The sequence below is a fragment of the Pseudogemmobacter faecipullorum genome, assembly GCF_020539525.1.
Lineage (GTDB): Bacteria > Pseudomonadota > Alphaproteobacteria > Rhodobacterales > Rhodobacteraceae > Pseudogemmobacter > Pseudogemmobacter faecipullorum.
Map to the genome: position 1 here is coordinate 119857 of NZ_JACDXX010000011.1, position 18208 is coordinate 138064.

14 protein-coding genes are annotated in these 18208 nt (G+C 63.3%); 11 read left to right on the forward strand and 3 right to left on the reverse strand.

Going from position 1 to position 18208, the window contains the following annotated elements:
* Positions 1-214: 214 nt before the first annotated feature.
* The 4 genes from kdpB to H0485_RS13095 all read left to right on the forward strand — a co-directional run bounded on the left by kdpB (position 215) and on the right by H0485_RS13095 (position 6753).
* On the forward strand, positions 215-2284 hold the full coding sequence (gene kdpB, locus H0485_RS13080; protein ID WP_226936247.1) for a potassium-transporting ATPase subunit KdpB: 2070 nt from the start codon (positions 215-217) through the stop codon (positions 2282-2284).
* Positions 2285-2312: 28 nt separating this feature from the next.
* Positions 2313-2882 (forward strand): potassium-transporting ATPase subunit KdpC, encoded by a 570-nt coding sequence (gene kdpC / locus H0485_RS13085; protein ID WP_226936313.1) that lies wholly within the window; start codon positions 2313-2315, stop codon positions 2880-2882.
* A gap of 476 nt (positions 2883-3358) precedes the next feature.
* Positions 3359-6064 carry a DUF4118 domain-containing protein gene (locus H0485_RS13090; protein ID WP_226936249.1) on the forward strand — a complete coding sequence of 902 codons (2706 nt, stop codon included), beginning with the start codon at positions 3359-3361 and terminating at the stop codon, positions 6062-6064.
* Entirely contained in the window at positions 6061-6753 is a 693-nt protein-coding gene (locus tag H0485_RS13095) for a response regulator transcription factor (protein ID WP_226936251.1), read from the forward strand. The genes H0485_RS13090 and H0485_RS13095 overlap by 4 nt, the downstream gene beginning before the upstream one ends.
* 374 nt (positions 6754-7127) lie before the next feature.
* Here H0485_RS13095 and H0485_RS13100 read toward each other — a convergent pair whose 3' ends face one another.
* On the reverse strand, positions 7128-9113 hold the full coding sequence (locus tag H0485_RS13100; RefSeq protein WP_226936253.1) for a TonB-dependent receptor domain-containing protein: 1986 nt from the start codon (positions 9111-9113) through the stop codon (positions 7128-7130).
* Between the two features lie 265 nt (positions 9114-9378).
* On the reverse strand, positions 9379-10122 hold the full coding sequence (locus H0485_RS13105) for a helix-turn-helix transcriptional regulator (RefSeq protein ID WP_226936255.1): 744 nt from the start codon (positions 10120-10122) through the stop codon (positions 9379-9381).
* Positions 10123-10256: 134 nt separating this feature from the next.
* Here H0485_RS13105 and H0485_RS13110 point away from each other — a divergent pair, with 134 nt between their 5' ends.
* The 7 genes from H0485_RS13110 to H0485_RS13140 all read left to right on the forward strand — a co-directional run bounded on the left by H0485_RS13110 (position 10257) and on the right by H0485_RS13140 (position 16952).
* Complete coding sequence (locus tag H0485_RS13110; protein WP_226936257.1) at positions 10257-11330, forward strand: ABC transporter ATP-binding protein; 1074 nt, start codon at positions 10257-10259, stop codon at positions 11328-11330.
* A gap of 74 nt (positions 11331-11404) precedes the next feature.
* Entirely contained in the window at positions 11405-12562 is a 1158-nt protein-coding gene (locus H0485_RS13115) for an ABC transporter substrate-binding protein (protein ID WP_226936259.1), read from the forward strand.
* Between the two features lie 11 nt (positions 12563-12573).
* Positions 12574-13425 carry an ABC transporter permease gene (locus H0485_RS13120; RefSeq protein ID WP_226936261.1) on the forward strand — a complete coding sequence of 284 codons (852 nt, stop codon included), beginning with the start codon at positions 12574-12576 and terminating at the stop codon, positions 13423-13425.
* Positions 13426-13432: 7 nt separating this feature from the next.
* Positions 13433-14236, forward strand: a complete 804-nt coding sequence (locus H0485_RS13125) for an ABC transporter permease (RefSeq protein WP_354002449.1) — start codon at positions 13433-13435, stop codon at positions 14234-14236.
* A 25-nt stretch (positions 14237-14261) separates the two neighbouring features.
* On the forward strand, positions 14262-15020 hold the full coding sequence (locus tag H0485_RS13130; protein WP_226936264.1) for an SDR family NAD(P)-dependent oxidoreductase: 759 nt from the start codon (positions 14262-14264) through the stop codon (positions 15018-15020).
* A gap of 446 nt (positions 15021-15466) precedes the next feature.
* Entirely contained in the window at positions 15467-16387 is a 921-nt protein-coding gene (locus tag H0485_RS13135; protein ID WP_226936266.1) for an adenylyltransferase/cytidyltransferase family protein, read from the forward strand.
* A 19-nt stretch (positions 16388-16406) separates the two neighbouring features.
* A complete protein-coding gene (locus H0485_RS13140; protein ID WP_226936268.1) occupies positions 16407-16952 on the forward strand; it encodes a HutD/Ves family protein in 546 nt (181 codons plus the stop codon).
* A gap of 57 nt (positions 16953-17009) precedes the next feature.
* On the opposite strand, the gene H0485_RS13145 is transcribed toward H0485_RS13140, so the two are convergent.
* Complete coding sequence (locus tag H0485_RS13145; protein WP_226936270.1) at positions 17010-18176, reverse strand: LysR substrate-binding domain-containing protein; 1167 nt, start codon at positions 18174-18176, stop codon at positions 17010-17012.
* Between the last annotated feature and the right edge of the window lie 32 nt (positions 18177-18208).

An 18208-nucleotide genomic window follows, 5' to 3' on the forward strand; every position in this document is an offset into this window, starting at 1 on the left:
GAGGCGCGCAACATGCAGATCAGGATCCCTCTTCCTGCGCATTCCGCCCCGTTTTTGCGGGGCGGAAGAAAGATCCGGGGCCTGAGGCCCCACATTTCTCTCCCGCTCTGACAATCCTGGCGGCTGTTGTGACGATCCCTCGCCTTCTGCGCCCGAAATCCGGGCCCACCGGACCCGCCGCAAGCCGCGATAAATGAACCTGCTGGAGTCTCTCATGGACCAGTCCAAATCCGCGAGTATCTTTGATACTGGCATTCTGATACCGGCGGCGGGCGATGCCTTTCGCAAGCTCAGCCCAAAGGCAATGGCCCGCAACCCGGTGATGTTCGTCGTCGCCCTGGTCTCGGCCCTGACCACGGTTCTCCTGATCCGCGACATGCTGACCGGCGCCGCAAATACCGGCTTTTCACTGCAGGTTGTGGCCTGGCTCTGGTTTACCGTCTTCTTTGCCAATTTCGCCGAGGCCGTGGCCGAGGGCCGCGGCAAGGCCCAGGCGCAATCCCTGCGCCAGACCCGCTCTGATACCCAGGCCAGGCTGCTGAGCGGCACGGGTGAGGCTTTTCGAATCGTGCCCGGTAACAGCCTGAAGGTGGGCGATATCGTGCTGGTCGAGCCGGGCGATATCATCCCCTCGGACGGCGAGGTGATCGAGGGCGTGGCCTCGGTGAATGAGGCGGCCATTACCGGTGAATCCGCCCCGGTGATCCGCGAAAGCGGCGGCGACCGCTCGGCGGTGACCGGCGGCACCCAGGTGCTGTCCGACCGGATCCGCGTGCGCATCACCGCCGCCGCCGGTTCGACCTTCATCGATAAGATGATCGCACTGGTCGAAGGGGCCGAGCGCCAGAAGACCCCGAACGAGATCGCGCTGAACATCCTTCTGGCGGGCATGACGCTGATCTTCGTGCTGGCCGTGGTCACCATCCCCAGCTTTGCCAGCTATGCCGGGGGCGCAGTGCCGGTCATCGTGCTGGTGGCTTTGTTCGTCACCCTGATCCCCACCACCATTGGTGCGCTGCTCTCGGCCATCGGCATTGCCGGTATGGACCGGCTGGTGCGCTTCAACGTGCTGGCCATGTCGGGCCGCGCGGTCGAGGCGGCGGGCGATGTGGATACGCTTTTGCTCGACAAGACCGGGACCATCACGCTCGGCAACCGTCAGGCCAGTGCCTTCCACCCGGTTTCTGGCGTCAGCGCTGAGGAGCTGGCCGATGCTGCCCAGCTGGCCTCGCTGGCGGATGAAACCCCCGAGGGCCGCTCGATTGTGGTGCTGGCCAAAGAGGAATACGGCATCCGCGGCCGCGATATGGCCAGGCTGAATGCGCATTTCGTGCCCTTCACCGCCCAGACCCGGATGAGCGGGGTGGATATCGATGGCACGAGCATCCGCAAGGGCGCGGTGGATGCGGTGCTGAAATATATCGGGCTGTCGGCATCCGCCACCGGCGACCGGCTGAACCCGGCCGGGCCGCGCGACGAGCTGCAGAGCATCGCGGATGGCATCGCCCGACAGGGCGGCACGCCGCTGGCGGTGGTGCGCGATGGCCGCCTGCTCGGGGTCATCTGCCTCAAAGATATCGTCAAGGGCGGCATCCGCGAGCGCTTTGCCGAACTGCGCCGCATGGGCATCCGCACGGTGATGATCACCGGCGACAATCCGATGACCGCCGCCGCCATTGCCGCCGAAGCCGGGGTGGATGATTTCCTTGCCCAGGCCACGCCGGAGATGAAACTGGCGCTGATCCGCGAGGAACAGGCAAAGGGCAAGCTGGTCGCCATGTGCGGCGACGGCACCAATGATGCGCCTGCGCTCGCCCAGGCCGATGTCGGCGTGGCGATGAACACCGGCACCGTGGCCGCCCGCGAGGCCGGTAATATGGTCGATCTCGACAGTGACCCCACCAAGCTGATTGAAGTGGTCGGGATCGGCAAACAGCTTCTGATGACGCGCGGCGCGCTGACCACTTTCTCAATCGCCAATGATATCGCCAAATATTTCGCCATCATCCCGGCGATGTTTCTGGCCTTTTATCCGCAGCTTTCGGGGCTGAACATCATGGGGCTGACCTCGCCGGAAAGCGCGATCCTCTCGGCGATCATCTTCAACGCGCTGATCATTGTGGCGCTGATCCCGCTGGCGCTGAAAGGCGTGAAATACCGCCCGGTCGGCGCCGCTGCGCTCCTGTCGCGCAATCTGATGATCTACGGGCTGGGCGGCATCCTCGTGCCTTTCGCCGGGATCAAACTCATCGATGTGGCGATCACCGCCGCAGGCCTTGTGTAAGGAGGGCCCTTAAATGGCTGGAAACACCATTCTCAGACAGATCCGTCCGGCGCTGGTCATGATCCTTGGCATGACCGCGATCACCGGCCTCGCCTATCCGCTGGCAATCACCGGCCTCGCCCAGGCCGTTTTCCCGCATCAGGCCAATGGCAGCCTGATCGAAAAAGACGGCGCGGTGATCGGCTCGGAGCTGATCGGCCAGGTCTTCACCGGGCCGGGCTATTTCCATGGCCGCCCCTCGGCCGCAGGCGCGGGCTATGATGCCAGCGCCTCGGCCGCCTCAAACCTCGGGCCGACCAGTGCCGCGCTGGTCGGGCGGGTCCGTGCCGAGGCCATAAGGCTGAGCGCCGAAAACGGCGGCCAGCCGGTACCGATTGATCTCGTCACCACCTCGGCCAGCGGCCTTGATCCGCATATCTCGCCTGAGGCGGCCGCTTTCCAGGTGGAACGGGTGGCGGCGGCGCGCGGGATCGAGGCCTCGCGTTTGCGCCAGCTGCTGCGCGACCATACCAGGCCGCGTCTGCTGGGGGTGCTGGGTGAGCCGGTGGTCAATGTGCTGCAGCTCAATCTGGCGCTGGACGCGGCAATGCAGAGCTGAGGGCGGCGGGGTCGGGTTGCCTGAGCCTCCTGGCCCTGTCCCATCCGCCGGCAGGCAGGCTGTATCCGGGCCTGATTTCCGGCAGACACCGCCGGATCGCGCCGTAAACCCATGATCCGGAGGCACTTATGCTGAGAAACACACCTGACCGCCTGGCCTGGTGCTTGCCGTTGAGGAAGGACGTCGTCCCCCGGAATGGCTTTGGCCTTCAGGCGGTCAGGGCGGCGAAACATCGCCCGATCTGACAGAGTCAGGCCCGGAACCCGCCCGATCCTGTCAGGATTTTAATGTCATCCTGATCGGCTCCTCTCGCTTTCCTCTCTGAAAAAGTGAGAGGCTGGCGAGAGGGTCTCGGGCCGGACCCTCTCGTCTTGCGGCTGGCGGCGGGTTCCGGCCCGGGGCGCGCGCGCGTGCCAAAAGGCAGGGCGGCGCTGACAACACTGACAACACTGACAGCCCGAGGACATATGTGGCAAATGCCCGATCAGATCAGCGATGATGACAGCCGCCCCTCTCCTGATGCTCTGCTGGAAAAAGCCGCGCAGGAGGGACGTGGCAGGTTTAAGATCTTCCTCGGTGCGGCGCCGGGGGTCGGCAAGACCTGGGAGATGCTGCAATCAGGCCGGGCGCGCCAGGCCGATGGTGTGGATGTGGTCATCGGCGTGGTGGAAACCCATGGCCGCCGCGAAACCGCAGCGCTGGTCGAGGGGTTCGAGCTGATTGACCGGCGCGAGATCGATTATCGCGGGCAAAAGCTCGATGAGATGGATCTGGATGCGATCATCGCCCGGGCACCGGCGCTGGTGCTGGTCGATGAGCTGGCCCATACCAATGCGCCGGGCTCGCGCCATCCGAAACGCTATCTCGATGTGCTCGAGCTGCTCGATCGCGGGATTGATGTCTATACCACGCTGAACATCCAGCATGTGGAAAGCCTGAATGATGTGGTGGCGCAGATCACCCGGATCCGGGTGCGTGAAACCGTGCCGGATTCGGTGATTGACCGCGCCGATGATATCGAGATCATCGACATCACCCCGGACGATCTGATCAAGCGCCTCAATGAGGGTAAGGTCTATCTGCCCAGGACCGCGCAGCGGGCGATCCGCAATTATTTCTCGCCCGGCAATCTGACCGCTTTGCGCGAACTGGCGCTGCGGCGCACCGCACAGCGGGTGGATGAACAGCTTCTGAACCATATGCAATCCCAGGGGATCCGGGGCTCCTGGCCCAGCGGTGACCGCATCCTGGTCTGTATCGACGGCAGTGCGCGCGGCCCGGCGCTGGTACGCTATGGCAAGCGCCAGGCCGACCGGATGCGCGCCTCCTGGTCGGTGCTGCATGTCGAGCTGGCCGGGGACAGCCGCCTGTCCGAGGCCCGGAAGGATCAGATCGCCGCGACTTTGCGCCTTGCCGGGCGCCTGGGCGGCGAGGCGGTCACCCTGCCGGGCCAGACCGTCACCCGCGAGATCCTGCGCTATGCAGGGGGAAATAATGTCAGCCATGTGATCGTCGGCCACAGCCCCCGCCCGCGCTGGCGGGACTGGTTCGACACCCCGGTTTCGCAGGAGCTGATCCGCGAAGCGGGCGGGCTGAACATCCATGTCATCGCCGGATCGGACCCCTCCGGGCCGGTATCACGGCGCGGCCTGACCCTGCGGGGTGAGGCCGGCTTTCATCTGCTGCCCTGGCTGCTGGCGGTGCTTTATGTCGGCATAGCCACCGCAATCGGCATGGCGCTGTTCCATGTCATGGGGGTGCGCAACATCGGGCTGATCTTCCTGATGGCAGTCCTGACCTCGGCGGCCACGGCGGGGCTCTGGCCGGCGCTTTTCACCTCGGTGCTGGGGGCGCTGGCCTATAATTACTTCTTTCTCTGGCCGCTCTATACCCTGGCCATTGACGATGCCGAAAGCGTGGTCGCCTTCGTGACTTTCCTCGCGGCGGCGGCGCTGACCTCGAATCTGACGGCGCGGGTCCACCGGGCGGCACGGGTGGCGCGGGCGCGGGCGCGCACGACCGAAAGCCTCTATCTGTTCTCAAAACGCCTTTCGATTGCCGCCACGCTCGATGATGTGCTCTGGGTGGCGGTCAACCATATGGCCAGTATGCTGCGGGTGAATACTGTGCTGCTCCTGCCCGAGGGCAACCGGGTGACAGTGCGGGCGGGCTTTCCACCCGATGATACTCTGGCCGATTTCGATATCGCCGCCGCGCAATGGGCCTTTGAGCATAATCACCCGGCCGGGCGCGGCGCCGATACCCTGCCGGGGGCACGGCGGCTTTACCTGCCGCTGCGCACCGGGCGGCAGACCATCGGCGTGGTCGGGCTCGACAATGACAAAACCGGCCCGCTGCTGACCCCCGATCAGCAGCGCCTGTTTGACGCCCTGGCCGATCAGGCCGCGCTGGCGATTGAGCGCATCCAGCTGGTCGGAGATCTGGATAAGGCAAAGCTGGGGGCCGAGGCCGACCGGCTGCGCTCGGCGCTGCTGACCTCGATCTCGCATGATCTGCGCACGCCGCTGGCGGCGATCATGGGCGCGGCAGGCACTTTGCGCGACTATTTCACGGCTTTGCCCGAAGCGGGGCGGCGCGATCTGCTGCTGACGGTGGTCGACGAATCCGAGCGGCTGAACCGTTTTATCGCCAATCTGCTGGATATGACCCGGATCGAGAGCGGTGCCACTGCGCCGAACCTGTCGACACTGGCGCTCGATGAGGCGCTAGGCGCGGTGTTGCGGCGGGCCGGAAAGCTGCTGGCGCAGCACCGCACCGAAGTCAGCCTGCCCGAGGGTTTGCCGATGCTGCGGCTTGACCCGGTGCTGTTTGAACAGGTTTTGTTCAACCTGCTGGACAATGCGGCGAAATACGCCCCGGCCCAGAGCCTGATCCGCATCACGGCCAGGACCGAAGGTGGGCAGCTGATCCTGCAGATCCAGGATGAGGGGCCGGGCATTCCGGAGGCCGATCTGGAACGGGTGTTCGATATCTTTTATCGTGTGCTCAAGGGCGATCAGGTTCAGGCGGGAACCGGCCTTGGCCTGGCGATCTGTCGTGGCTTCATCACCGCGATGGGGGGCACGATCACTGCGCAAAATCGCCGGGATCGCAGCGGTGCGGTCTTTACCCTGCGTCTTCCGGTCCCGGTGGATGCCCGATTGCCGGAGGTGGATGAATGACCACGAATGATGTGAAAATTCTCGTGGTTGATGATGAGCAGCCGATCCGCAAGCTGTTGCGCACCGGGCTTTCGGTCGAGGGCTATGCGGTGATCGAGGCGCGCAATGGCCGCGAAGCCGGTGAGCTGGTATCGGCCGAACGCCCCGATCTGATCCTGCTCGATCTGGGCCTGCCCGATCTGCAGGGCCATGAGCTGCTGGAGCGCTGGCGGGCCGGGGCGCTGGAACTGCCGGTCATCATCCTGTCGAGCCGGACGGATGAGACCGGGATTGTCCGCGCGCTTGAGCTCGGGGCCGATGATTATGTGACCAAACCCTTTGGCATGAAGGAGCTTGCCGCCCGGATCCGCGTGGCGCTGCGCCACCGGCTGCAGCAGCAGGGCGAGCGGCCGCTGTTTCAGACCGGTGAGCTCTCGGTTGATCTGGTGCGGCGCATCGTCAGGCTGGGCGAGCGCGAGGTGAAGCTCTCGCCCAAGGAATATGAGATCCTGCGCATTCTGGTGCAGCATGCGGGCAAGGTCATCACCCATCAGCATTTGCTGTCGCAGGTCTGGGGCGATACCGCCGAGGTGCAATATCTGCGGGTCTATGTCCGGCAATTGCGCCAGAAGATCGGCGACAGCGCCGAAGCGCCGGAATATATCACCACCGAAACCGGGGTCGGCTACCGCCTGCGCGAGGCGGATTGAGCAGGGGGCCATGCCGCTGGATCAGTTGCAGCACTGATTGGACAGCACCGGCTGGGCAGGATTGGCGAGGCACGGCTGAAACTTTGCTGCTGCTGACCAGCCTGCCGGCCTGTCTCCTGTCCTTCCACACTGTCATTGCCCGCCCAGGCCCTGCCCGCTTAGCCCCGGCTCAGCCCTCCGGGCCCGGGGGGAAGGTTATTCCGCCAGATCTGCACGATCACAATGCTCCGGCAGTTCTTTGTTGTGAAAAAGGTCAGGCCACAGGGCCTGACCTTTATGTTGTGCAAACCCCGGCTAAGGTGGCGGGGCTTTATGCCTGATGCCCCGGCCCTGGCACTGGCGCTGCCCGGGGCCGGGGCCGGGAAGACCTGGGATCAGAAGGTTTTCGAGATATTGAGCTTGATATTGCGGCCCGGCTCATCAAGGCGCGAGATCGCAGTATGATAGGCGCGGTCAAAGAGGTTATCGATCCCAAGATCGAAGACCACGCCCTCCAGCGCCCCGGCCTGCGCGGTATAGCTGACCTTCACATCATGCACGGCCCAGCCCGCATTCGCGCGCGCGGCCGAATAGACGCCCTCACCGGCCTGAACATGCCAGGACATATCGAGCCCATTGCCAAAGCGCTTACCCACGGTCAGGCCCAGCTGATGGCCCGGATCATAGGCATAGTTTTTGCGCGTCACCACACCGCCAGCCAGCGCCGTCTCGGTATGATCCACGAAATTGACCGAACCCCGGGCATAGAGCCCCTCTTCCATGGCGTAATTGGCCTGCAGTTCGATCCCTTTCATATCATAGCCAAGGGTCGCATTGCCCGCCGCCGAATACATCGGGTTCCAGATCGAGGTCTGATAGGCGGTCAGGCCCAGCGTCAGGCTGTCGCCATCGGCAAACAGGCTGTCGGCCTCATATTTCAGGCCCAGTTCATAGGTGCGCGACTGCTGCACATTATCGCCATGCAGCGCGCCATTTGCATAGCGGCCGCTATAGACATCAAGCGAGGCGAGGCCCTCGGTATAGGTCAGCGAGCCAAAAGCACTCAGCCCGTTGCCAAAGCCTTTTTCCAGCCCGGCCCCGAGGGTGCGGGCAGTTGCGCTGTAATCGCCGCCGAGATTGTCACCGATGGTCTGACGCTCGACCCGTAGCCCGAGGCTGGCCTGCCAGTCATTGCCAAATTCCATATTATCAATCGCGAAGAAGCCGATGCGGGTGTAATCGGCGGCTTCCTCGGCGCGGGTCTGCCCGGGACGGGGCGAGCGCAGGCGATCCTGATGCGACCAGTCAAGGCCATAGCGCAGCCGGTGGCTGACCGCGCCGGTCAGCAAAGACGAGGTGTTTTTCAGCGTGATCCGGTCGGTGGTCTGATCATAGATCCCCTCAGCCGTCGCGCTGAATTTGCCCGGGGTCAGCGATTCCACATCGCTGATCTGTTCCGAGCGCGAAATCCGCAGCTCGAGATCAATCAGACTGCTGACGGCAGGCGTGTAATTCCAGGCCAGCCAGGTTGAGCTGCCCTCACGGTCGCGGTTCACATTGCCGAAAACGGCGCTGTTCATCATGCTGGTATAGGGAACGTCGCGCTCGGCGCTTTCATATCGGGTATGGCTGAAGGTCAGGCTATTGGCCTCATCAATACGCCAGCGCCCCTTGAACATCAGGTTCGGCACGTTAAAGCCGCGCTGCCCCAGCAGCGTGCCATCGCCATTTTCCTGCTCCCCCTGGGCGCGCCGGGTGTAGTTGAGCAGGAAATCAAGGTTCTGCGCCGGCTGCCAGGCCAGGGTGGAAGAGGTGACCCAGCCGTCCCCATTGCTGTTGCCGCCCACCATCTGGCGGAATTTCAGCCCGATCTCATCGCCGGTCAGATCGGCACCATTGATGGTTTCAACCGCGATCGAGCCTGCCGAGATCCCCGAACCATGTTCCAGCGAGGCCAGCGGCCCCATAGCAACGGTGACCGATTTCATCAGCGCCGGATCCGTGATCATGCCGGTGGCATTCTGATAGATCCTGCCGCCATCGCCTGACACGCCATCCACCGAGACATTGGTGGCCGGATCGCCGGGATAGTGATGATTGCCGCCAAAGCCACGGATGCTGGGCTGCGAGGTCAGAACGCTGCCGCGGTGAATGGCGTTCACACCCGGCACATCGCGGATCACATCGACCAGAGTGCTGGCCTGAGCGCGTTCGATCTGCTCGCCCTCGACCCGGGTGACCGAGCCCGAACCGGCCGCGCGCTCTTCCGTGGACAGAACGATCTCACCAAGATAGGTCGAAGGGCTGCTGCTGCGGGTTTCGGCATGTAAAGCAAGCGGCGAGCAGGCCGCCAGGCAGAGATAATACGTCAGATTGCGCATTTGAAATCCTATTGGTCATCGCGGTAGCGGGCTGTCCGACAGGATTGCTGGCTGATTGATCGAAGATCACCTAAAGGAGAAGCCGGGGCGGATCAATACATCCTTCAGCTGCCGCCTGGCGCTGCATCGGGGCGGGGCGGGCGGGATCTGCGGGAAGGGAAACGCAGCTTCAGGCGGGTTGTGCCGGGGGGCATGATGGCCGGGAGGCCCAGGGCGCGCGGCCTGCCCGGACCGGGCCCCGGGCCGGTCAGCAGCGGGCCCGGCCTCAGCGGACTTCTGACAGGCTGAAAAAATGGGCGAAAAGCTCGCGCTGGGAGGAGATCCCCAGTTTGTGGTAAATATTGCGCCGGTGGATGCGCACCGTGCCCTGCGAGATACCAAGCTCCTGGCCCGTGGCTTCGGCCGAATAGCCCTTTAAAATCCAGCCGACAATTTCGTGCTCGCGCGGGGTCAGCCGGTCCAGTTCCGGCCGGCTCAGCACCGGCCCGGCTTCCGAGCGGCTGGCGAAATCCTGGGCCAGCCCGGCCCAGTGACGCCGCATCAGTGCGGTTACCACCGGGGCCAGGGCTTCGAGCCGGCGAAAGGCCGGGGCCGGGAAGGACTTTTCCTCACGCATCAGCGAAAACACCACATGACAATCGCCCGGCATTTCGGCAAAAAAACCGATCTCCTCGGCGATCTCGGTGCGCATATAATAGGTGCGGAAATATTCAGCCTGGTAAAACCGGTCCGGCGCCAGGTCTTTCAGCCGGTACAGCCCCGGCGCGACCGGCCGGATCGCGCCCTGACAGAAGGGATCCAGCAGATAGGGCCCCGCAAGATAGTCGGTCACGAAGACCGCGCGGCGATGCTGCGGAAAATCATCATAAAGATCAATGGGTCTGCCCTCGCCCTGATAGCCAAACACCACGGTGAACGTATAGGGCACCACCTGGCGCAGCCAGCGGGTCAGAGCCGGACAAAAGGCGTCGGATCCCGTGGCTTCAATCACCTCTGCGAGGCTGGCCATCAGGGTTTCAGAACTGTTTCCCCTTGCATGAGATGCGTCAGACACGATCTGTCTATGCCTTTTGTGATATATACAGCCACTGGTTGAATTTTTAACATTCTCTTTGTCTTGGGGTATAGATGAACGAACAGGGAATGCTGAGTCAACCAATTGCAGAGCTGCGCAATGTGACCAAACGCTATGGCCAGGTCACCGCAGCGACCGGACTGACCCTGGCCATCGCGCCGGGCGAGTTCCTTTCGTTTCTTGGCCCCTCGGGCTGCGGCAAGACCACAGCGCTCAGGATGCTGGCGGGCTTTGAACAGGCCAGTGAGGGCGAGGTGCTGATCGACGGCCAGAATGCCAATGGTCTGCCCGCCTGGAAACGGCCGGTGAATATGGTCTTTCAGCAATATGCGCTTTTCCCGCATCTGAGCGTGGCCGAGAATGTCGCCTACGGCCTGAACCAGCGCCGCCCGAAACCCTCAAAGGCCGGAGTTGCCGCATCAGTAGAGGATGCGCTGGCGCTGGTGCGCCTGCAGGGCTTTGGCCCGCGGCGGATCTGGGAAATGTCAGGCGGGCAGCAGCAGCGGGTCGCCCTGGCCCGTGCCATTGTGAACCGGCCGAAAATCCTGCTGCTCGATGAGCCGATGGCGGCGCTCGACAAAAAGCTGCGTCACGACATGCAGATTGAGCTGAAGGCGCTGCAGCGCGAGCTTGGCATTACCTTCATCCTTGTCACCCATGACCAGGAAGAAGCTTTGTCGATGTCGGACCGGATCGTGATCATGGATCATGGCCGCATTGCCCAGGTGGGCACGCCCGAAGAGCTCTATGATGCCCCGGCCAGCCGTTATGTCGCTGATTTCGTGGGCCGCTCAAACTTCATTCCGGCCAGGGTCACCTCGGCAGAGACCGGCGCGATCCTGGCGGAAGCGGCCGGAGGCCTGCAGTTTGTGGCACGGGGCAGGGCGGTGGAGCCAGGCCGCGAGGTGACGCTGCTGTTGCGCCCCGAAGAGGTAAAACTCGCCCGCGAGGGCAGCGGCCATGCCATGGAAATCACCCATCGCATCTTCCTTGGCGAGCATACCGAATATCATCTGCGCTCGGGGGCCATCGGGCGCCTCGTCGCGGTCATGCCACGCTCGGCCGATGCTGCGGATCTGTCCCCGGGCAGCCGGGTCCAGGTCAGCTGGCGCCAGGGCGCGGCCTTTATCCTGACTGACTGAGCCTGTCCCAAGAACACAACGACCAGGCTGCGTGTGACGGCCCGGCACTGACCCCAACAACAGGAAAACCGAAAATGACCCATCGTGACCATATCCCCCCGAAAGAATTCCTGCAGCGGCTGGAAAGCTATCGCAAAGGCTCGCTCTCGCGGCGCGATTTCCTCAATGTGACCGGGCTGGGCGCGGCAATGGCAGTGATGGCGGGCGCGATGCCCGGGCTCAGCCGCCGTGCTTTCGCTCAGACGCCGATCGGCGACCGGGTGGTGATCGCCACCTGGCCAAATTACCATGATCCGGCTGATTTTGAGGCCTTCCGGCTGGCGACGAATGCCGCGGTCGATGTCAATGTCTTCGGCTCAAACGAAGAAATGCTGGCCAAGCTGCAGGCGGGCGGCTCGGGCTGGGATGTGGTCGTGGCCACGAATTACACCATCTCGACCTATGCCGAAGAGGGGATCATCGAAGAGCTGGACCTGTCCCGCATTCCGAATTTTGACAAGCTTTCGACCGATCCGCGCTTTGCCGATCCCGGCGTGATCAATGGCAAAACCTATGCCATTCCGCGCAATATCGGCACCACGGGCTATTGCATCAATACCGCCGATCTTGAGGGTGCGGCGCCCCCCGCCACCTGGAAAGAGTTCTGGGATCTGGCACGCGATCAGCTTTCGGGCCGGGCGATGGTGCATGATTACCAGCTGACGGCTATCGGCAATGCGTTGAAATATTTTGGCTACTCCTTCAACTCGGTCGATCCGGCCGAGCTGGCCGAGGCCGAAAAACTGCTGATCGATGCCAAGCCGCATCTGTTTGCGATCAATTCGGATTATCAGCCCTCGATCCGCTCGGGCGATGCGAGCATGTCAATGTGCTGGACCGGGGATGCGGTGCAGCTGCAGCGCGATATGCCCGAGGTTGCCTATATCCTCGGCAGGGAAGGCGGCGAGCTCTGGTCGGATTTCTTCACCATTCCGGCTTCGGCCCCGCATAAAGATGCGGCCTATGCGCTGATCAATTTCCTGCTGGAGCCGGAAATGGCGGCGAAAGAAGCGCTGTTCCACGGCTATCCGACCGGGGATGCCCGCGCCGATGCGCTGCTGCCCGCCGAGATGCGCGACAGCCCGATCCTGTTCCCGGCGGCAGATCTGCTGAACGCGCTCGAATTTGGCGCGGCGGTCACACTGACCAACCCTGAACGCGCCGAGATCATGGCGCGCTTCAAGGCGGCATAAGGACGAAACCGATGCGGCCATCTCTGCGCACCGCCCTGTTTCTGGCACCTGCAACCGCATGGCTTTTATGCATGCTGGTGCTGCCTCTGGTGGTCGTCATCATCTTCAGCTTTGGCGAAAGGGGGGCCGCGGGCGGATATGTCCCGGCCTTCACTTTCGAAAACTACGCCAATCTCGGCGCGCGCAGCTCAGCCTTTTTCAACACGCTGACCCTCGCGCCGTTTGGCACGCTGCTTTGCCTGCTGATCGCCTGGCCCCTCGCCTATTTTCTGGCGGTGAAGGCCGATCCGCGCTGGCGGACTTTGCTGCTGATCCTGATCATTGTGCCATTCTGGACCTCGATCCTGATCCGCTCCTATGCCTGGATCCAGATCCTTGGCGGCAATGGCCTGCCCGCCATTCTGGCCGAACTGGGGTTTGGCCGCATTCGCCTGATCAATACACCGGTCGCGGTGATGACCGGGATTGTCTATGGCTATCTGCCGCTGATGGTCTTCCCGATCTATGTGGCGCTGGAAAAGCTGGACCGGCGCCTGCTCGAGGCCTCGGCCGATCTCGGCAGCCCTCCCTGGCGCACCTTTCGTCAGGTCACGCTGCCGCTATCGCTGGCGGGGGTGGCGACCGGATCCATGCTGGTCTTCATCCTGCTGATGGGAGAATTTCTGATCCCGCAGATCCTCGGCGGCGGCAAGGTCTTCTTTGTCGGCAATGCGCTGGTCGATCTGTTCCTGCAGTCGCGCAACTGGCCCTTCGGCGCTGCGGTCGCCGCGACCCTGGTCTTTGTGATGCTGCTGACCGTCACGCTCTATCTGAAGGCGATCCGCCGGCTTTCAGGCGGGCGCGATGATGTCGAACTGATGTGAGGCGATGATGCGGATCTATGCTCTGGCAGTTTATCTGTTTCTTTATATTCCGATCGGGATCATCGCGCTGTTTTCGCTCAATGCCGGGCGTCATGCGACGCAGTTCACCGGATTTTCGCTGCAATGGTACGGCAAGGCGCTTGGCAATCCTTTCGTCACCGGCGCGCTGCAGACCAGTTTCATCGTGGCACTGGCCTCGGCTTTTCTGGCAACCATCGCCGGCACCCTGGCTGCGGTGGCGCTGCAGGGCCTGCGGGGGCGGCTGCGTATGATCTATGACGCGGCGCTCTATATGGCGGTGATGGTGCCCGGAATTGTGATCGGCATTGCCACGCTGATCGCGCTTGTCACCGCCTTTGATGCGCTGAATCCGCTGCTCAGCAGCCTGTTTGGCAGCTCTGCGCCCCAGCTTGCGCTTGGCAAAGGCTCGCTGATCGCGGCCCATGGGCTGTTTACCATGGCGCTGGTGGTGGTGATCGTGCGGGCCCGGCTCCAGGGCATGGACCGCTCGCTGCTCGAGGCGGCGGCTGATCTGGGGGCCCCGCCGATGCGCAGCTTTATTCAGATCACCCTGCCGCAGATCGCCCCGGCGGTTCTGGCCGGTTTCCTGCTGGCCTTCACCTTCAGCTTTGATGATTTCATCATCGCCTTCTTTGTTGCCGGCTCCGAGACGACATTGCCGATCTATATCTTTTCTTCGATCCGCCGTGGCGTCACCCCCGAGATCAATGCCATCGGCACGATGGTCCTTCTTGCCTCGCTTATCCTGCTGATCACCGCCCAGGTGATCCTGCGCAAGCGCCGCAACTGACCCGCCAGACCGGAGAAACTCAATTATGGAACTCAGGAACCAGGTGGCCTTTGTCACCGCAGGCGGATCGGGAATTGGCCGGGCCGGGGCAATTGCCATGGCGCGCGAGGGGGCGATTGTCGTGGTCAGCGACCTGGAGGCCGGACGCGCCGGTGAGGTCGCCGCCGAAATCTGCAGCGCCGGGGGCCGGGCCGAGGCAATGGGCCTTGATGTAAGCGATGACAATGCGCTGCGGGCCGCCATCGCCGGGACCGCCGAACGCTACGGCCAGCTTGATGTGCTGCATTCGCATGCCGGTGTTCAGGTGCCGGGACGGCTGGATCAGGTAAGCGCCGAAGGCATGGATCTGTCATGGCGGCTGAACGTCCGGGCGCATTTCATCGCCGCAAAGGCCGCAATGGAGCTTATGGTGCCGCGGCGCAGTGGTTCGCTGATCATCACCTCCTCGAATTCCGGAGTGCAGTATGACCGTGAAATGATTGCCTATTGCACGACAAAACATGCGGTGATTGCCATGGTGCGCCAGATTGCGGCGGATTATGCCCGCTATAATATCCGCTGCAACGCTCTGTGCCCGGGATTTGTGGATACCGTCTTCAATGCCGGATTTGAGGCGCAGATGGGCGGTCGGGCCGGTCTTGAAAGCTATGTGTCCGACACGATCCCGATGGGGCGCTTCGGCTCGGCCGCCGAGATCGGCGAGGCGGTGGTTTATCTGGCCTCAGATCGCGCCGCTTTCATGACCGGCCATGCTTTGGTGCTGGATGGTGGCGAAAGCCTGTAACGACAGAGAGGGCCAGCCAGCTACAGCAGGCCCGGCTCGCCCGGCAGGGCCGCACGGATCCGGCATCAGGAACCACCGCCGCCCCGCCCGTCGCGGGCCAGCTGAATGGCCATTGAGGGGGGCATAGCACAGCGGTGCCTGTTCGGGGGCACATTCAGCCCCTGCATCACCAGCCACAGCCCCCCGGATACAACGCTTCTACCGCATGGATCCCCCGGGCGCTGGCGATCTGAAGCTTCGGATCCGGGCTGATGGCGCGCAGGAACCCGCCAGGCTTTCGCCCGAGGGCTCTGCAGCCCGTCACCTCTCTGGCCCAGAGCCAGAGGGCGCGGCCCTGCCCGCGCTGCATCAGATAATCCTCGCGGCAGGGTCAGAAGAACGGATTTTTCTTTTTCCCACGCAGATCCTAGCTTTTGCAGAAAGCTCTGAAAGAACGGTTCGCGCTTGTGATCAGTTTTGTCCCCGACCTCCCGCCGCGCCCGCCTCGTCCCGCCCTGCCGGTGGTTACCGCGCTGAGGCTGGACAGCCCGCTGCGCGGCGGGCTGCTGGTTCTGGGCAATTTTGACGGCTTCCACCTTGGCCATCGCGCCCTGCTGGCCACGGCGCGAAAAATCGCTGGCGCAATTCCGCTGGGCGTCATGTCCTGCGAGCCCCATCCCAGGCAGTTCTTCGGCAATCAGCAGGGCTTTCGTCTGGCAGGGCGGCAAAGCAAACTACGGCTGCTCGAAGGGCTTGATGTCGATTATCTCTATCAGCCGCAATTTGATGCGGAGTTTGCAGCCCTGACCCCCGATGCATTCGCGCGTGAGATCCTGAGCCAGGCGCTTGGGGTCTCGACGGTGATGGCAGGCGAGGATTTCCGCTTCGGCAAGGGCAGGGCCGGCGATCTGCCCCTGCTGACCCGGCTCGGGCAGCATTATGGCTTTCGGGTACAGCCTTTCGCCGATCAGCAGTTTGCCGGGACGCGGGTTTCTTCGACCGGGGTGCGGGCCGCGATCCGCGCCGGAGACCTGGGCCATGCGGCGCGGCTGCTGGGCGCCCCCTGGTCGGTTGATCTCATCCGCGATGACAGCGGAGGGTTTGCACTGGATCCGCTGCTCTGCCAGCCCCCGGCGGGGCGCTATATTCTCAGGCGCCCGGGCACTGATATTACAGTCACCCTAGATGGCCAGGGTTCTGTCGCGCCCGTTCCGGGTCCGGTTCCGGATCCGGGGCTGCGCTGCGGTCTGTGGCAGATCAGCGGGATGGATGATCAGAGGGCTTCGCCGGTTTGTGGGGCAAATATTTCTGTGCCTGTCCTGGCCCCGGCAGCGTCATGGCGCGGACAGCCTTTGCCCCTGGCCTGTGAAAACACGCCCCCGTTCTGACAGAAAACTGAGAGAGAGAATGCTTCGTCACCTGCCTGCCAGCCGATACGATCGCCAGCCCTGGAAAAACGGGATGGGGGTCACAGATGAGATCCTGCTTCTGCCCGAAGGCTCCAGCCGGGACGATTTCGGGCTGCGCCTCAGCCGAGCTGAGATCAGCGCCGAAGGCGCTTTCTCTGCTTTCACCGGGGCTGAGCGTATCATCACCGTGATCTCTGGCCAGGGCCTCATGCTGGATTTTGGCAACCACCGCGCCGAGCTGGCACCGCTCTCGCCCTTTCGCTTTGACAGCGGCCTGACCCCGAATGGCCTGCCGCAGGGCGGGTTGGTGCATGTGTTCAATGTCATGGCCAGCCGCGCCCGGTGGCAGCTACAGGAGCCGCAGATTTTGCGCGGCACCGGCCGGACCACGGCAGAGCTGAATGTCGTCTTCGCGCTGGAGGAAGGGTTGCAAATCGGCGAGGCGCTGCGCCTCGGGGCCGAGGATACGGCGCTGGCCGGAGCCGGTGAAACCCTCTCAGGCCATGGGCTCTGGATTGGCCTTACCCCGGTCACGACCAGCTGAGCACCACGACAGAGCTGAACATAAGAGGGGGAATTTACCCCCTCTTCTTTTTTCAGATCAGCTGTCAGCCCGCTCGAAAGCCTGGCGGCACAGTTCGATAAAGCGCCGGGCCGGGGCAGAAAGCTCGGCCCCCCGGCGCCAGGCGATCACCACCCGGCCGGGCGCATGGGTGCCGATCAGCGGGCGCGACACCAGCCGCAGCCCGTCACAGCTCATCTCTGAGGCGGATTTTGTCACCAGAAGCGCATAGCCCAGACCATGGGCCACCATGCTGCGCAGCATCTCAAACGAAGGGGTGCGGCGCGCGACCAGCGGTTCAATACCGGCCGCCCGCATCAGCCCGAGGAAATAATCCGAGCTGGGCGGCGCATCGAGCAGGACCATCGGCTCGGCGGCCAGATCCTCTGGCAGGATTTCGGCCTGATCGGTCAGGGCATGGCCATCCGGCAACAGCACATAGGGCTGCAGCTCCTGCAGCAGCAGGGTCTCAAAATCAGCGTCGAGATCGTGATCATAAAGCAGGGCAATCTCGCTTTCCCCCGCCTGCAGGCTTTCGCGCAGCCGGCGCTGATCGCCTTCGACCAGATCAATTTCCAGCCCCTCCATCTGCAGAATAAGCCGCGGGATCACATAGGGGCCGAATGTATGGAAACAGCCCACGCTGAGCCGCCTGCCGCTGCTGATGCGCGCCGTGGCCAGCGATTTCGCCCCCTCGATCCGCCGCGACGTGCCATAGCCGCGATTGGCATAGATCAGCGGCGAGCCGCTTCTGGCGCTGTGCACCTCCATGACTTCGCACAGGAATATATGATGCGTGCCGACCTGCTCGGCCGAAAGCAGGCGGCAGTCAAAAGCCACCAGCGGATCCTCGATGCGCGGCGCGCCGCCAGGCATATTGACCCATTGGGTGCAGTCGAATTTATCGCCGATCTCGTCGCGGAACCGGCCGGCAAAAGTATCGGAAATATAGGACTGATCATCGCGCAGCACATTCACGCAGAGCACGCCGTTCTCGACGATTTTGGCCGCAGCAGGGCTGAGATGATGCACGCAGACCAGCATGGTCGGCAGCGGGCTGTCCGCCGAGACCGAGGCCATAGCCGAGACCGTGACCCCCGCCCGGCCTGCCGGTCCGTCGGTGGTCACGATGTTCACCGTGCAGGCGGCATGGCTCATGCCCTGGACGAATTTGTCGCGGATCGTGTCGCTGATGGTCCCGTCCACTTCTGGCTCCTTACTCTGTGTCAGAACCAGTT